13 protein-coding genes are annotated in these 15,574 nt (G+C 58.8%); all 13 read right to left on the bottom strand.

Features of this window, described 5'->3' with window-relative positions; all coding sequences use genetic code 11:
- Positions 1 to 2: 2 nt before the first annotated feature.
- Positions 3 to 1,532 (bottom strand): NADH-quinone oxidoreductase subunit M, encoded by a 1,530-nt coding sequence (nuoM, locus tag ACJ8PE_RS00950; RefSeq protein ID WP_033643857.1) that lies wholly within the window; start codon positions 1,530 to 1,532, stop codon positions 3 to 5.
- Positions 1,533 to 1,627: 95 nt separating this feature from the next.
- Positions 1,628 to 3,475: an NADH-quinone oxidoreductase subunit L gene (gene nuoL, locus ACJ8PE_RS00945; RefSeq protein ID WP_004936005.1), complete on the bottom strand. Its 1,848-nt coding sequence runs from the start codon at positions 3,473 to 3,475 to the stop codon at positions 1,628 to 1,630.
- Positions 3,472 to 3,774 carry an NADH-quinone oxidoreductase subunit NuoK gene (gene nuoK / locus ACJ8PE_RS00940; RefSeq protein ID WP_004936014.1) on the bottom strand — a complete coding sequence of 101 codons (303 nt, stop codon included), beginning with the start codon at positions 3,772 to 3,774 and terminating at the stop codon, positions 3,472 to 3,474. Before nuoK ends, nuoL begins: the two co-directional genes overlap by 4 nt.
- Positions 3,771 to 4,328, bottom strand: a complete 558-nt coding sequence (gene nuoJ, locus ACJ8PE_RS00935; RefSeq protein ID WP_019453717.1) for an NADH-quinone oxidoreductase subunit J — start codon at positions 4,326 to 4,328, stop codon at positions 3,771 to 3,773. Before nuoJ ends, nuoK begins: the two co-directional genes overlap by 4 nt.
- Positions 4,329 to 4,341: 13 nt before the next feature.
- A complete protein-coding gene (nuoI, locus tag ACJ8PE_RS00930) occupies positions 4,342 to 4,884 on the bottom strand; it encodes an NADH-quinone oxidoreductase subunit NuoI (RefSeq protein ID WP_025160170.1) in 543 nt (180 codons plus the stop codon).
- Between the two features lie 14 nt (positions 4,885 to 4,898).
- Positions 4,899 to 5,876, bottom strand: coding sequence for an NADH-quinone oxidoreductase subunit NuoH (nuoH, locus tag ACJ8PE_RS00925; protein ID WP_033643858.1), 978 nt, complete (start codon positions 5,874 to 5,876; stop codon positions 4,899 to 4,901).
- Positions 5,873 to 8,611 carry an NADH-quinone oxidoreductase subunit NuoG gene (nuoG, locus tag ACJ8PE_RS00920; RefSeq protein ID WP_197792598.1) on the bottom strand — a complete coding sequence of 913 codons (2,739 nt, stop codon included), beginning with the start codon at positions 8,609 to 8,611 and terminating at the stop codon, positions 5,873 to 5,875. The genes nuoH and nuoG overlap by 4 nt, the downstream gene beginning before the upstream one ends.
- A 76-nt stretch (positions 8,612 to 8,687) precedes the next feature.
- Positions 8,688 to 10,034: an NADH-quinone oxidoreductase subunit NuoF gene (gene nuoF / locus ACJ8PE_RS00915; protein ID WP_015378579.1), complete on the bottom strand. Its 1,347-nt coding sequence runs from the start codon at positions 10,032 to 10,034 to the stop codon at positions 8,688 to 8,690.
- Positions 10,031 to 10,582: an NADH-quinone oxidoreductase subunit NuoE gene (nuoE, locus tag ACJ8PE_RS00910; RefSeq protein WP_015378580.1), complete on the bottom strand. Its 552-nt coding sequence runs from the start codon at positions 10,580 to 10,582 to the stop codon at positions 10,031 to 10,033. The genes nuoF and nuoE overlap by 4 nt, the downstream gene beginning before the upstream one ends.
- Positions 10,583 to 10,584: 2 nt before the next feature.
- On the bottom strand, positions 10,585 to 12,381 hold the full coding sequence (nuoC, locus tag ACJ8PE_RS00905) for an NADH-quinone oxidoreductase subunit C/D (RefSeq protein ID WP_197792597.1): 1,797 nt from the start codon (positions 12,379 to 12,381) through the stop codon (positions 10,585 to 10,587).
- A gap of 96 nt (positions 12,382 to 12,477) precedes the next feature.
- Entirely contained in the window at positions 12,478 to 13,152 is a 675-nt protein-coding gene (locus ACJ8PE_RS00900; RefSeq protein ID WP_004936039.1) for a NuoB/complex I 20 kDa subunit family protein, read from the bottom strand.
- 15 nt (positions 13,153 to 13,167) lie between these two features.
- A complete protein-coding gene (gene nuoA / locus ACJ8PE_RS00895) occupies positions 13,168 to 13,605 on the bottom strand; it encodes an NADH-quinone oxidoreductase subunit NuoA (protein WP_004936040.1) in 438 nt (145 codons plus the stop codon).
- A gap of 707 nt (positions 13,606 to 14,312) precedes the next feature.
- Positions 14,313 to 15,257 carry a transcriptional regulator LrhA gene (lrhA, locus tag ACJ8PE_RS00890; RefSeq protein ID WP_197792596.1) on the bottom strand — a complete coding sequence of 315 codons (945 nt, stop codon included), beginning with the start codon at positions 15,255 to 15,257 and terminating at the stop codon, positions 14,313 to 14,315.
- Positions 15,258 to 15,574: the final 317 nt, after the last annotated feature.

Here is a 15,574-nt window from a genome sequence, read left to right as displayed (position 1 = left end):
AATTACGGCCTTGTTGTTGAAATTGCTGAAACTGACGAACCAAACCAGTGTTGCACGTTGCTCATCGCCGCGTTGGAAGTATCCAGAATCGGCTGCGGGTAAACCCCCAGCAGAACCAGCAACACCACCAGCAGCAGAATGATGAACAGTTCGCGCGCGGTCATGCCCTGCAGCGGCTGGTCGGATTTAGGCGCACCGTAGTAAGCGCGCTGCATCATGATCAGCGAGTAAACCGAAGCGAACACCAGACCGAAGGTGGAGATCACGGTGATCACCGGCACCACCTGGTAGCTGCCGAACAGAATCATGAATTCGCCGACGAAGTTACCGGTACCCGGCATCCCCAGCGTAGCCACGGCGAAGAACAGCGACAGCGCAGGGATGAACTTGATGCGCCCCCACAGGCCGCCCATCTGGCGCATGTCGCGCGTATGCAGACGCTCATACAGCTGGCCGCAGATGATAAACATGCCGGCGGCGGACAGGCCGTGCGCGATCATCTGGATAACCGCGCCCTGGTAAGCCAGCTGGCTGCCGGTGTAGATGGCGATCAGCACGAAGCCCATGTGCGATACCGAGGTGTAAGCAATAAGGCGCTTAATGTCGGTCTGCGCGAACGCCATCCAGGCGCCGTAGAAGATGCCGATCACGCCCAGCCACATGGCGATTGGCGCGAACTCGTGCGAAGCCTCAGGGAACAGCGGCAGGCTGAAACGCAGCAGGCCGTAGGCCGCGGTTTTCAGCAAGATGCCCGCGAGGTCGACGGAACCTGCGGTTGGCGCCTGGCTGTGCGCATCCGGCAACCAGCCGTGCAGCGGCACCACCGGCATTTTCACCGCGAAGGCGATGAAGAAGCCCAGCATCAGCATATATTGCACGTTATGGGACATCGGCGTTTGCAGCAGGTCTTCGTAATCGAAGGTCCACACGCCGGTGGCGTTATAGTGCACGAACACCAGGCCCAGGATCGCAATCAGCATCACCAGACCGCTGGCCTGGGTGTAGATGAAGAACTTGGTCGCCGCGGTGATGCGGGTTTTACCGTCCGACGCCTTGTGACCCCACAGCGCGATCAGGAAGTACATCGGCACCAACATCATTTCCCAGAAGAAGAAGAACAGGAACATGTCGATGGCGAGGAACACGCCGATAACGCCGCCCAGGATCCACAGCAGGTTGAGGTGGAAGAAGCCCTGATACTTCTGGATTTCACGCCAGGAACAGAGGATCGCCAGCACGCCCAGCAGACCGGTCAACACCACCATCAGCAGCGACAGACCGTCCAGCGCCAGGTGGATGGAGATGCCGAAGCGCGGGATCCACGGCAGCAGGAATTCGCTCTGCCACTGCGGAATGCCTTTCGGCGTGGTCAATGTATAGCCGCCCTGCATCCACAGCTGCAGAGAGAGCGCCAACGTCAGCCCCATTGCGATCAGCGCTATCCAGCGCGGCACCTTAGTACCGAAGCGCTCAAGCTGCCAGCACAGCAGACCGCCGATAAAGGGGATAAGAATTAGCCAAGGTAATAGCATGGCGTTTTGTGTCCCTTATACGAATAATTTCAAACTTTGTACGTAGCGCCTGCCCGGCGCTACGCCCGAAAAATGCGTCTGTTTAAATTATTCAATTAAACCAAAATCAACAGAGCCAATACGACCACTGCACCCACACCCATAGACGCTATATACCAACGCACCTGACCGTTCTCGCTCACCGTCAGACCGCGGTTCCCCCAGCGGGAGAAGACGGCCGGCAGGTTCATCAGCGAGTTCAGCGGATCGCGTTGCAGCAGCTTCGCAATGCCCAGGTACGGCTTGACGAACACTTTGTCATACAGCCAGTCGAAGCCCCAGGCATGGAACCACCAGGTCGAGAAGAAACGACCCGGCGCGCTGTTGGCGATGCTGTTGACCAGGCTGCGTTTGCCCAGCCACAGCGCGGCCGCCAGCAGAATGCCGACGATAGCCACCACGCCGGAGGTGATTTCAAGCCGCAGCACGCTGCCGTGCGCCAGCTCGGTGGTCTCCGGCAGCACGCCCTGCAACGGCGGCACGATCATCGCGCCGACGAAGGTGGACAGCACCAGCAGAACCAGCAGTGGCAAGTGGTGAGTGATGCCTTTACCGGCATGCGCTTTGATTTTCTCTTCGCCATGGAACACGATGAAAATCATACGGAAGGTGTACAGCGAGGTCATGAACGCACCGACCAGGCCGGCAACCATCAGGTTGATGTGGCCGTTGGCCATCGCGCCCGCCAGGATCTCGTCCTTACTGAAGAAGCCGGCCGTGACCAGCGGCAACGCAGACAGCGCCGCGCCGCCCACCAGGAAGCAGACGTACACCAGCGGGATGCTCTTGCGCAGACCGCCCATCTTGAAGATGTTTTGCTCGTGGTGGCAAGCCAGGATCACCGAACCGGATGACAGGAACAGCAGCGCCTTGAAGAACGCGTGGGTCATCAGGTGGAAGATCGCCGCGTCCCATGCCTGCACGCCCAGCGCCAGGAACATGTAACCGATCTGGCTCATGGTGGAGTAAGCGAGCACGCGCTTGATGTCGGTCTGCACCAGCGCGGCGAAGCCGGCCAGCAGCAGAGTGACCGCACCGACGATGCCCACCAGGTGCAGCACTTCCGGCGCCATCAGGAACAGGCCGTGCGTGCGGGCGATCAGATAGACGCCCGCGGTCACCATGGTCGCCGCGTGGATCAGTGCGGAAACCGGGGTTGGGCCCGCCATCGCGTCCGCCAACCAGGTTTGCAACGGCAGCTGCGCCGATTTGCCGACCGCGCCGCCCAGCAGCATCAGGGTCGCCCAGGTGATGGCCGTGTCGCCCACCGCCAGTTTCTGCGGCGCCAGGATCATCAGCTCGCGGATGTTCAGCGTGCCCAGCTCGTTGTAGAGGATGAACAGCGCGAACGCCAGGAACACGTCGCCCACGCGGGTCACGATAAAGGCTTTCATCGCCGCCGCGCCGTTGGCCGGATCTTTGTAGTAGAAACCGATCAACAGGTAGCTGCACAGGCCCACGCCTTCCCAACCCAGGTACATCAACAGCAGGTTGTCCGCCAGCACCAATACCACCATGCTGGCGATAAACAGGTTGGTGTAAGCGAAGAAGCGCGAATAGCCCTCTTCACCGCGCATGTACCAGGAAGCGAACATGTGGATGAAGAAGCCGACGCCGGTGACCACCGACAGCATGGTCAGCGACAGGCCGTCCAGCACCAGGGTCACGCCGATATTGAAGTTGCCGACGGCCATCCAGGTCCACAGGCTTTGCTCGAACAGCTGCACGCCGGCGGCTTTCTGGGCGAAGAAATCCATCGCCACATAGACGGTGACCAGCGCAGCCAGGCCGATAGAACCCACGCCGACGGTGGCCGCCGTGTTTTCAGACCAACGACCGCGGGAAAATGCCAACAGCAGGAACCCGATCAGCGGTAGCAGAATTGTTAAATATAATAGGTTCATCCGCGCATCTCACTGACAGTATCAATATTCAGGGTATGACGACGACGGTAGAGCTGCAGCAGCAGCGCCAGGCCGATACTGGCCTCGGCTGCCGCCAGGCTGATCGCCAGGATGTACATCACCTGTCCGTCCGCCTGGCCCCAGTAGCTTCCCGCCACGATAAACGCCAACGCCGCAGCGTTGATCATCACTTCCAGGCTGATCAGCATAAACAGCAGGTTGCGGCGCACCAGCAACCCGGTCAGCCCGAGCACAAACAGGATAGCCGCCAGGATCAGGCCATGTTGAAGAGGGATCATGCTTGCTCCTCCGATTTTCTTCTCGCCATTTCGCCACTCGCCGGCGCGTTGCTCAGCACCTCGCCAGGCTTGTGCTCGCGGCCGATATGGAAGGCGACAACCAGACCCGCCAATAGCAGCATTGAAGCCAGCTCAACCGCCAGTACGTAAGGCCCGAACAGGCTGATGCCCACCGCCTTCGCGTCGACCATCTCACCGCTGATACCCTGATCGGATACGCTGCGGATCGCGACGATCAATACCACCAGCAGCGCCAGCGACAGCAGGCCAGGCCCGATCCACACCGTCGGCTTCATCCAGTCGCGCTCTTGCTGCTGCACGTTGCCGAGGTTCAGCATCATCACCACGAACACGAACAGCACCATGATGGCGCCCGCATAAACGATGATTTCCAACGCGGCGGCAAAGTAGGCGCCGAGAGAGAAGAAGACTGCCGAGATCGCCAATAACGAGACGATCAGATACAGCAGCGCATGCACAGGGTTGGTATGGGTGATCACGCGAATCGTCGCGGCCACCGCAATCAAACCTGCCAGATAAAATGCAATTTCCATGCTTGCTGGCTCCTTAGGGCAACAGACCTTTGACGTCGATCGGTTTGGCTTCGTTTTCGGCTTCGCCTTTGGCTTTGCCGTCAATCGCCATACCGGCCATCCGGTAGAAGTTATATTCCGGATATTTACCCGGCCCCGAGATCAACAGATCTTCTTTTTCGTACACCAGATCCTGACGCTTGTACTCACCCAGTTCGAAATCCGGCGTCAGCTGGATAGCGGTAGTCGGGCAAGCCTCTTCGCACAGGCCACAGAAGATGCAGCGCGAGAAGTTGATGCGGAAGAACTCCGGATACCAACGGCCGTCTTTCTGTTCCGCTTTTTGCAGCGAGATACAGCCGACCGGGCAGGCAACCGCACACAGGTTACAGGCGACGCAGCGCTCTTCGCCGTCCGGATCGCGCGTCAGCACGATGCGGCCGCGGTAGCGCGGCGGCAGGTAAACCGGTTCTTCCGGGTACATCTGGGTTTCACGCTTGGCGAAGGCATGCATGCCAATCATCCAAATGCTGCGCACCTGGGTGCCGAAACCAACCACTAACTCTTTCAATGTCATGGTTTATTCACCCCTTATTGAGCGTTGTACAAAATGACCGCGGCGGTTGCCAGCAGGTTCAGCAGCGTCAGCGGCAGGCACACTTTCCAGCCGAAAGACATCACCTGGTCATAACGCGGACGCGGCAGCGCGGCGCGGATCAGGATGAACATCATCATGAAGAAGGCCGTTTTCAACGCGAACCAGATGAATGGCGGCAGGAACGGACCCTGCCAGCCGCCGAAGAACAACGTCACAATCAGGGCGGACACGGTGACGATACCGATGTATTCCCCCACGAAGAACAGACCGAACTTCATGCCGGAATATTCGATGTGGTAACCGTCAGCCAGTTCCTGTTCGGCTTCCGGCTGGTCAAACGGGTGACGGTGACACACCGCCACGCCGGCGATCGCGAAGGTCACGAAGCCGAAGAACTGCGGAATGACGTTCCAGACGTGCGCCTGCGATTCAACGATAGCCTGCATGTTGAACGAACCCGCCTGCATCACCACGCCCATCAGCGACAGGCCAATGAACACTTCGTAGCTCAGGGTTTGCGCGGAGGCACGCATCGCGCCCAACAGCGAGTATTTGTTGTTGCTCGACCAGCCGGCGAACAGCACGGCGTACACCGCCAGGCCGGCCATCATCAGGAAGAACAGAATACCGATGTTGAGATCGGACACCGCCCAGGTCGGGCTGACCGGTACGATGGCAAATGCCAGCAACAGGGAAGTAAAGGCGATCATCGGCGCCAGGGTGAAGATCACCCGGTCGGAGAATCTCGGCACCCAGTCTTCCTTGAAGAACATTTTGATCATGTCGGCGACCAGCTGCAGCGAGCCGCCCCAGCCTACGCGGTTCGGTCCGTAACGGTTCTGGAACAGGCCGAGCAGGCGGCGTTCGCCGAAGCTCATGAACGCCCCGCACGCCACGACCACCAACAGGATCACGACCGCTTTAAGAACGGCGATCAGAATGTCGATCACCTCAGGGGTAAACCAGCTCATCGTGCCGCCTCCCGCAGATTGTCTACCTTAGCACCCACCAAGATCGGCGGGATCCCTGGCAAGCCGAGCGGCAAACCAACCTGGCCCTGGGTCAGGGTTTCACTCAGACGCACCGGCAGACGCAAGGTCTGGCCCGCACAGCTGAACTCCACCAGGCTGCCCGCGTTGACGCCAAGCGTCGCCGCGTCGGCCGGGTTGACCATCACGTAGGCTTCCGGCATGCGCTGCTGGATCACGTGAGAGCGCTGCGACATTTCATCGCTGCCGAACAGGTGGTAGTAAGGCGCGACACGCCAGCCGTCGTTCGGATTGAAGGCGGCTGGCACGCGGTCGAAGTAACCGAGGCTGCCCTCCCCCGCTTCGATCAGGCGCACGCCCGGATCGCCGTGGCGCAATTTGCCGCCCACTTCGGCCTGGAACTTGTTCCATGCCTGCGGTGAGTTCCAGCCTGGCGCCCAGGCGAACGGGATCTGCTGACGATCGGCCAGCGGGCTGTTGTTCCCTTCCATCGAGAAGGCGAACATGGTGTCTTTATCCTGCGGCTGACGCGGCTCGTGCACGCTGATGTTGGCGCGCATGGCGGTACGGCCGCTGGAACGGTGCGGCGAACGCGCCAGCTTCTGACCGCGAATGCGGAAAGTCGCGTCCGGCGCGGCATCGACGATGCCCTGCAGCTGCGGCAACGCGGCGACGCAAGCGGCGATCACGTCATCGAGCTGAGTCCAGTCCACATGGCGGCTGGTGTAGGTGGAGTGCAGCGAGTGCATCCAGCGCCAGCTTTCCAGCATCACGGTGAACTGATTCTTCTTGGCGTCGTCGTAGTAAGCCGGATCGTATACCTGGAAGAAGCGCTGCGCGCGGCCTTCCTGGTTGATCAGCGTACCGTCGCTCTCGGCAAAGCTGGCCGAGGAGAGGATCAGGTTGGCTTTGTCCATGATCGCGGTGCGCTGGTGATCGGCGACGATCAGGTTATTGACCTTGGCCAACGCCGCGTCCACCTGCGCCGCTGGCGCATGGCGATAGAGATCGTTTTCCATCACGATGGCGGTGTCGGCTGCGCCGCTCGCCAGCTGTTCCAGCGCCTGATCGAGCGAACCGCCGCCGATCATCGCCAGGCCCATGCTATTGGCGGCGCCCGCCACGAAGGTGATGCCGACGTCGGAACCGCGGCCTTTCAACGCTTTGGCGATGTTGGCCGCCGCTTCGATGATGGCTTCGCTGCCGGCGTTGCTGCCGGTAATGATCAGCGGTTTGCGTGCGCCGGTCAGCGCCTGCACGATGATGTCGACTTTCTTGTTCAGGCCTTCGGCCAGATCGTTCACCGTCGGCGCCGCGCTATCCAGCGCGTGCGCGATGGCGAAGCCGAAGCGCGCCTGCTCGTCAACCGGCGCGCGGTAGTTCCAGGCGGCGATGTCGTCCAGGCGGGTGTTGTCGACGTTGGTGGTAAACAGCGGGTACTTGGCGTGCTGGCCGATGTTCTGCACCGCCGCGATCTGCCAGTCGGCAACGCGCTGCGCCGCCGCCATCGCGCGGGCTTTACCCTTGACGGCCTGACGCACGGACAGCGCGATGCGCGCGCCGGTTTGCGTCAGGTCTTCGCCCAGCACCAGCACCGCGTCGTAATCTTCGATCTCACGCAGCGCCGGCGTATGCACGCCGCCGTTCTTCAGCACGTTCAGCATCAGCGCCAGGCGTGATTGCTCCGCCTGAGCGATACCGGTGTAGTAGTTCTCGGCGCCGACCAGCTCGCGCAGCGCGAAGTTGCTTTCCAGGCTGGCGCGCGGGGAGCCGATGCCGATGGTTTTCTTCGCCTGACGCAGGATGTCCGCCGCGCCCTGCATCGCCTGCTCGGCGTTCAGGGTGATCCAGTCGTCGCCGCGCAGCTGCTGCGGTTGACGCGGACGATCTTTCTGGTTGACGTAGCCGTAACCGAAACGGCCGCGGTCGCACAGGAAGTAGTGGTTCACGCTGCCGTTGTAACGGTTTTCGATACGGCGCAGCTCGCCATAGCGCTCGCCCGGGCTGGTGTTACAGCCGATGCTGCACTGCTGGCAAATGCTCGGCGCGAACTGCATGTCCCATTTACGGTTGTAGCGTTCGGAGTGCGTTTTGTCGGTGAAGACGCCGGTCGGGCACACTTCCACCAGGTTACCGGAGAACTCGCTTTCCAGCGTGCCGCTTTCCGGGCGACCGAAGTAGACGTTGTCGTGCGCACCGTACACGCCGAAGTCGGTGCCGTCCGCATAGTCTTTGTAGTAACGCACGCAGCGATAGCAGGCGATGCAGCGGTTCATCTCGTGCGAGATAAACGGCCCCAGCTCCTGGTTGTTATGGGTGCGCTTGGTGAAACGGTAGCGACGGAAGCTGTGGCCGGTCATTACCGTCATATCCTGCAGGTGACAGTTACCGCCTTCCTCACACACCGGGCAATCGTGCGGGTGGTTGGTCATCAACCACTCAACCACGCTTTCACGGAACTGCTTCGCTTCGCCGTCATCGATAGAGATGAAGGTGCCATCGGATGCCGGGGTCATACAGGACATCACCAAACGGCCGCGCGTATCTTCCGCGTTTTGGTATTGCTTTACCGCACATTGGCGGCAAGCGCCGACGCTTCCCAGCGCCGGATGCCAGCAAAAGTAAGGAATATCAAGGCCGAGGGAGAGACAAGCCTGCAGCAGGTTGTCCGCCCCGTCTACCTCATACTCTTTGCCGTCTACATGAATCGTAGCCATAGTCAGCATGCTTCCAAGTGGCCTGCCTTGCGGCAGGCGTTAATCAAAAATTCTGGCCGTGTTCGGGCGAGTCGGCTTACCAGCGTTGCTTCAGCAGATTGTTCGGCTGAATGCCGCCAATCGCATGCGCGTTGCCGAAGTGCTGCACGGCGATACCCGCCTCGAACTCTTCACGGAAATATTTAATCGCGCTTTGCAGTGGCTCTACGGCACCTGGCGCGTGGGCGCAGAAGGTTTTGCCCGGGCCGAGGGAACGGCACAGCTGTTCGAGGGTTTCGATATCCCCCGGCTGCCCTTCGCCGTTTTCCAACGCACGCAGGATCTTCACGCTCCACGGCAGGCCGTCGCGGCATGGCGTACACCAGCCGCAGGACTCACGGGCAAAGAACTCTTCCAGGTTGCGCACCAGCGGCACCATGCCGATCTCGTGGTCTACCGCCATCGCCAACGCGGTGCCGAGACGGCTGCCGGCTTTGCCGATCGCGCCGTATTCCATCGGCAGATCGAGGTGATCGGCGGTCAGGAAGTCGGTGCCCGCGCCGCCCGGCTGCCAGGCTTTGAAACGCAGACCGTCGCGCATGCCGCCGGCGTAGTCTTCCAGGATCTCGCGCGCGGTGGTGCCGAACGGCAGCTCCCAGACGCCCGGATTTTTCACCCGGCCGGAGAAGCCCATCAGCTTGGTGCCTTTGTCTTCACTGCCGGAGATGCCGGTGTACCACTCCACGCCGTTCGCCAAAATGGCCGGCACGTTGCACAGCGTTTCGACGTTATTGACGCAGGTCGGCTTGCCCCAGACGCCGGCGCTGGCCGGGAATGGCGGCTTGGAACGCGGGTTGGCGCGGCGGCCTTCCAGCGAGTTGATCAGCGCGGTTTCTTCGCCGCAGATGTAACGGCCGGCGCCGGTGTGCACGATCAGCTCGAAATCAAACCCGGTGCCGAGAATGTTCTTGCCCAGATAGCCGGCTTCGGTGGCTTCCGCGATGGCGCGACGCAGGTGCGCCGCCGCTTCGATGTACTCGCCGCGCAGGAAGATGTACCCGCGATAGGCTTTCAGCGCGAACGCGGAGATCAGCATGCCTTCCACCAGCAGGTGCGGCAGCTGCTCCATCAGCAGGCGGTCTTTATAGGTGCCCGGCTCCATCTCATCGGCGTTACACAGCAGGTAACGGATGTTCATGGATTCGTCCTTCGGCATCAGGCTCCACTTCAAACCGGTGGAGAAGCCCGCGCCGCCGCGGCCCTTCAGCCCGGAATCTTTCACCAGGCCGACGATCTCGTCCGGGGCCAGGCCTTTGAGGGCCTTCTCTGCGCCGGCATAGCCGTTTTTGCTGCGGTATTCGTCCAGCCACAGCGGCTGCTTGTCATCGCGCAGACGCCAGGTCAGCGGATGCGTTTCGGGAGTGCGTACAATGTGCTTGGTCATTGATACTGCTCCAGTAGCGTCTCGATATCTTCAGGCTTCAGCTGACTGTGCGTGTCGTCATCAATCATCATGGTCGGCCCTTTATCGCAGTTGCCCAGACAGCAGGTCGGCAGCAGCGTGAAGCGGCCATCAAAGGTGGTTTGACCCGGTTTGATGTTCAGCTTCTTCTCGATAGCGGCCTGAATGCCCTGGTAACCGGTGATGTGACAGACAACGCTGTCACAATAACGGATCACGTGACGTCCTACTGGCTGACGGAAAATCTGGCTGTAGAACGTGGCCACGCCTTCTACGTCGCTGGCGGGGATGCCCAGCACTTCCGCGATGGCGTAAATCGCACCGTCCGGAACCCAGCCGCGCTGCTTCTGCACAATTTTCAGTGCTTCGATGGAAGCGGCGCGCGGATCCTCGTAATGGTGCTTTTCGTGCTCGATCGCATCACGTTCTTCCGCGCTCAGTACAAATGCATCAACGCCGCTCTGAGGAGCGGCTGCGTTGATGGGCTCAAGCGCATCATTGACTGCGTGATTGTCTTTTTGATCATGCATAGTTAGCGGTCCACATCTGACATTACAAAATCGATACTACCCAGATAGACGATCAGGTCGGAAACCAGGCTGCCTCGGATGACCGATGGGATCTGCTGCAGGTGCGCAAAGCTCGGCGTACGTACCCGGGTGCGGTAGCTCATGGTGCTGCCGTCGCTGGTCAGGTAGTAGCTGTTGATCCCTTTGGTGGCTTCAATCATCTGGAATGATTCGTTGGCTGGCATCACCGGGCCCCAGGAAACCTGCAGGAAGTGGGTGATCAGCGTTTCAATGTGCTGCAGCGTGCGCTCTTTCGGCGGCGGCGTGGTCAGCGGGTGATCGGCCTTGAACGGGCCTTCCGGCATATTGTTCAGGCACTGTTCGAGGATGCGCAGGCTCTGGCGCAGCTCTTCCACCTTCAGCATCACGCGGGTGTAGCAGTCGCTGTTGCCGTCACCGACCGGCACTTCGAAGTCGAAGTTCTCGTAGCCGGAGTACGGACGCCATTTACGCACGTCGAACTCGACGCCGGTGGCGCGCAGGCCGGCACCGGTCACGCCCCACTCCAGCGCTTCTTTGGCGTTGTAAGACGCGACGCCGATGGAACGGCCTTTCAGGATGCTGTTCTTCAGCGCCGCTTTCACGTAGGAGTCCAGACGCTTCGGCATCCAGTCGAGGAATTCACGCAGCAGGCGATCCCAGCCGCGCGGCAGATCGTGCGCAACGCCGCCGATGCGGAACCAGGCCGGGTGCATACGGAAGCCGGTGATCGCTTCCACCAGATCGTAGATCTTCTGGCGGTCGGTAAAGGCGAAGAACACCGGGGTCATCGCGCCGACGTCCTGAATGAAGGTGGAGATGTACAGCAGGTGGCTGTTGATGCGGAACAGTTCGGATAGCATCACGCGAATGGTGTCAACGCGCTCCGGCACCTTGATGCCGGCCAGCTTTTCAACCGCCAGCACGTAAGGCATTTCGTTCACGCAGCCGCCGAGGTACTCGATACGGTCGGTATACGGAATGTAGCTGTGCCAGGATTGACGCTCGCCCATCTTCTCGGCGCCGCGGTGGTGATAACCGATATCCGGCACGCAGTCGACGATCTCTTCGCCGTCCAGCTGCAGAATGATGCGGAACGCACCGTGCGCAGACGGGTGGTTCGGGCCGAGGTTGAGGAACATGAAGTCTTCGTTCTCGGTGCCGCGCTTCATGCCCCAGTCTTCCGGTTTGAAGGTCAGCGCTTCCATCTCCAGATCTTCTTTCTGCTTGGTCAACACGAAAGGATCGAATTCGGTGGCGCGCGCCGGGTAGTCCTTGCGCAGCGGGTGCCCTTCCCAGGTCTGCGGCATCATGATGCGCGACAGGTGCGGGTGGCCGTCGAAGGTGATGCCGAACATTTCCCAGGTTTCGCGCTCATACCAGTTGGCGTTTGGGAACACCTTGGTAGCCGTCGGCACGTGCAGGTCTTTTTCAGACAGCGCCACCTTCAGCATGATGTCGCGGTTGCGCTCGATGGAAATCAGATGGTAGAAAACGGAGAAATCCGCAGCCGGCAGGCCGTCGCGGTGGGTGCGAAGACGTTCGTCCACGCCATGCAGATCGAACAGCATGACATACGGCTTCAGCTGTTTTCTCAGGAACGTCATTACTTCCAGTAACTGGTCAGGTTTAACCCATACCACGGGCATGCCGGTGCGGGTGGCCTGAACAGTAAAGGCTTCCGGCCCAAAACGGTTGCGCAGTTCGCCGATCACCGGGTCGTCAAGGTGATCTCGGGTCTGCCAGGCAGGCAAGGCGTCGTGCGTCGTCAAATCTGTCATAATTTTTTTTCACCACACTAAAGGGTTATTCGCCGCAAGTTTCACTTTTCGCTGTGTTAACCAATAGCGCACTAAGATGGACGTTAAATGAACGTCTTAAATCTCGTCAGGCGTCCGGAGGTTGGTCACCGCGATGCGCTCGCCGTGTTTACGCTCTCTTTCAGACTGCATATTGGCGCGGTAAACGCCCTGATCGCCGACAACCCACGACAGTGGGCGACGTTCTTTGCCGATGGATTCCTGCAGCAGCATCAGCGCTTGCATGTAGGCTTCCGGACGCGGTGGGCAGCCGGGAATGTACACGTCGACCGGCAGGAACTTGTCCACGCCCTGCACCACGGAATAGATGTCGTACATGCCGCCGGAGTTGGCGCAAGCGCCCATCGAGATCACCCACTTGGGCTCCAGCATCTGCTCGTACAGGCGTTGGATAACCGGGGCCATCTTGGTGAAGCAGGTGCCGGCCACCACCATCAGGTCAGCCTGACGCGGGGAGGCGCGCAGTACTTCCGCACCGAAACGCGCCACGTCGTGAACGGCGGTAAACGACGTCACCATCTCCACGTAACAGCACGAAAGGCCGAAGTTATACGGCCAAATAGAGTTTTTACGCCCCCAGTTCACCATGTCATGCAGCGCATGTTCGAGTTTACCCATGTAAACCGTGCGGTGGACCTGTTGTTCCAGGGGATCGGCGACGATCTCCTGTTTTTGCAGGGGATAACGGTCGTTCTCACCGTTCGGGTCTATGCGGGTGAGCGTATAGTCCATCTTAATGCCTCGCTGTTACTGCGGATGACTGTTGGTGTTAGTGATCGTGCTCGGTTTGCTGCGGCGTTGGGAACGCGCCGGAGTCCAATCCAACGCGCCGATGCGCACCAGATAAACCAGACCGGCCAATAGCACCAAAATGAAAATGGCGGCTTCGATAAAGCCCACCCAGCCGCTCTCGCGAATCGAGACCGACCAGGCATACAGGTATAAGGCTTCAACGTCGAAAATAACGAAGAACATGGCCACCAGGTAGAACTTGGCGGACAAACGCATGCGCGCCGTGCCGACCGAGTCGATGCCTGATTCAAACGGGGTGTGTTTGGCGCGCGCCCGGGCTCTCCCGCCCAAGAAGAACGCGCCCAGCAGCATTAAGCCGCAGAGCCCGATAGCCACAACGAGAAATACGGCGAGCGCCCAGTGATGAGCGATAACTTCAGTGGTTGTTGACATACTCTATGCTTACTCATCAAAAGTGGCGTCGATCGCACTGCTCTTGTCACCGGCAGTTAGTGCGCCACATCGATTTAAGGGAAGGATAAATAACCACACAAACAAACTGCTTTTACAGCGAGTTAGGCAGCGTTTTTCTGTGGGCTTTTTACTCCTTTCTATAACCTTTTGTCAACTTTGACAAAAGTATCTACACACTAGTTTACATACGTATCATTTGATTAACATTTGATGCGCCAGGGACAGGCTAAATCGTGTCAGTTAATTTTTGTGTAGAAACAGATAGATATAAACCAACATGCACATTTCAGTTTTACTATACCATTGTCTCAGGAATTCCCTGTTCTTCCACTCACTACCTAGGGGTATTTTTTTGATCCAGGACACGTTTTCAGCATAAATCCTCAAAAAAAGTGTGGCCCTTTAACAATTTTCCTCAAATTGAGCCGCAAAAACGGCCGCTATAAGCTAACAAAATAACCCTGCTATTACCATGCCTTTAACCCATTCAATCTTATTGCTCAAAAAACGAACTTAGCGTATTAAACCCGGCCAAACTCTCTTTTCAGTAACGCTTAAAAGTTAACAAAACAGCCAACTCAATTTAAAAAACAAACCAAATACATATAAATACAATTTTAGGTAAAAAAAGGACAAAAAAAACCTCCGCCGAAGCAGAGGTTTTCATCAGATATCGCGCCGCAGCGTTATTCTTCTTCGTCCACCAGGCTGGTGTCATCCTGATCGCTCTGGAGACCGCCTTCCGCGCCGTTGAAGCCATAGCCGTCATTGCCGCCCTGCATCGCGCTGAAGATGGCCATCGCCAGCTCGTTGCTGCACTGCGCGTTTTTGCACAGCGCATACTGGGTATCCGGCAACGGCGGCAAACCTTCCGCCGCGCCCAGCACCCGCAGGTCAGGGCTCATCATCTCGATCGGCCGCGCGGTCACGCCCAGGCCGGCCTTGCAAGCCGCCCGCACCGCGGACAGCGTGGAAGCGACGTAGGCGATGCGCCACGGGATGCCGGCTTCGTCCAACTGCTTGATCGCCAGCGAACGGAACGGGCTTGGCTCGTCCATCACCACCAGCGGGATCGGCTCGCCGGCCTGGTAATGGTAATCGGCGGCGCAGTACCACAACGTCGGCGACGTGCGCAGCACGATGTGCGGATGCCCTTCGGGATCGGCCGTGGTCACCGCCAGATCGATCTCGCCCTCCTCCAGCAGATCGACCATCGTCGTGCTGCGCTTCACGCGCACGTCAATAGCCAGCTTCGGATAGATGGCGGTTACGCGGTTCAGCAGGAAAGGCAGAATGGTATCGGCGGTGTCGTCGGAAGCGCCGATGGTCAGAACACCTTTAATATTGTTGTACATCAGAGAGGTACAGGCTTCATCGTTAAAGCGCAGGATTTTTCTGGCATAACCGAGAAGCTGAATACCATGCTCAGTCAGAAGTTTGTTGCGCCCATGGCGGGCAAACAGTTCTTTGCCGACCAGTTGCTCTAATCGCTGCATTTGTTGGCTGACGGCTGATTGAGTACGGCAAACGGCGACAGCCGCCGCTGCGAAAGTATTCAAATCAGCAACCGCAACAAAGGTTCTTAGCAGATCGAGGTCGAGATTAAGTATCGGACGATTTGCAGTTGTCATAGTGTATTCTTCACTTTTTTAAATTCTAATTTACGAACTACTACCCTGGTGTGTTTCTCAGACGCCGTTGAAAAAGGACGGAGCCTGTTATGACAGTACCCCACTCATAAGTGGAGGGCAAAAAAATTACTTATGATTCGTTACCTCTATCGCTTTTTGAAATGCGATCTATCGATACTGCTTATAGAACGCGGGGGACTAAATGCCGGCATACGGGGAAAACCCCCACCGGGCCTGAGATTTTACTCATTCATACTGCCTAATTTCCACTCCATTCGTGCTACTGATAACCCTTATCAACTGGCGTTCAGACTGCA

Origin of the sequence: Serratia sp. CY74737 (genome assembly GCF_052166775.1) — a bacterium.
GTDB classification, from domain to species: domain Bacteria; phylum Pseudomonadota; class Gammaproteobacteria; order Enterobacterales; family Enterobacteriaceae; genus Serratia; species Serratia ureilytica.
This window is presented reverse-complemented; position numbering and strand designations above follow the sequence as displayed.

Coding starts and splice junctions, on each gene's coding strand:
- nuoE (WP_015378580.1), bottom strand. CDS start 10,582: ATGCATGATCAAAAAGACAATCACGCAGTCAATGATGCGCTTGAGCCC.
- nuoL (WP_004936005.1), bottom strand. CDS start 3,475: ATGAACCTATTATATTTAACAATTCTGCTACCGCTGATCGGGTTCCTG.
- nuoF (WP_015378579.1), bottom strand. CDS start 10,034: ATGACCAAGCACATTGTACGCACTCCCGAAACGCATCCGCTGACCTGG.
- nuoI (WP_025160170.1), bottom strand. CDS start 4,884: ATGACATTGAAAGAGTTAGTGGTTGGTTTCGGCACCCAGGTGCGCAGC.
- nuoM (WP_033643857.1), bottom strand. CDS start 1,532: ATGCTATTACCTTGGCTAATTCTTATCCCCTTTATCGGCGGTCTGCTG.
- nuoK (WP_004936014.1), bottom strand. CDS start 3,774: ATGATCCCTCTTCAACATGGCCTGATCCTGGCGGCTATCCTGTTTGTG.
- nuoH (WP_033643858.1), bottom strand. CDS start 5,876: ATGAGCTGGTTTACCCCTGAGGTGATCGACATTCTGATCGCCGTTCTT.
- lrhA (WP_197792596.1), bottom strand. CDS start 15,257: ATGACAACTGCAAATCGTCCGATACTTAATCTCGACCTCGATCTGCTA.
- nuoJ (WP_019453717.1), bottom strand. CDS start 4,328: ATGGAAATTGCATTTTATCTGGCAGGTTTGATTGCGGTGGCCGCGACG.
- nuoG (WP_197792598.1), bottom strand. CDS start 8,611: ATGGCTACGATTCATGTAGACGGCAAAGAGTATGAGGTAGACGGGGCG.
- ACJ8PE_RS00900 (WP_004936039.1), bottom strand. CDS start 13,152: ATGGACTATACGCTCACCCGCATAGACCCGAACGGTGAGAACGACCGT.
- nuoC (WP_197792597.1), bottom strand. CDS start 12,381: ATGACAGATTTGACGACGCACGACGCCTTGCCTGCCTGGCAGACCCGA.
- nuoA (WP_004936040.1), bottom strand. CDS start 13,605: ATGTCAACAACCACTGAAGTTATCGCTCATCACTGGGCGCTCGCCGTA.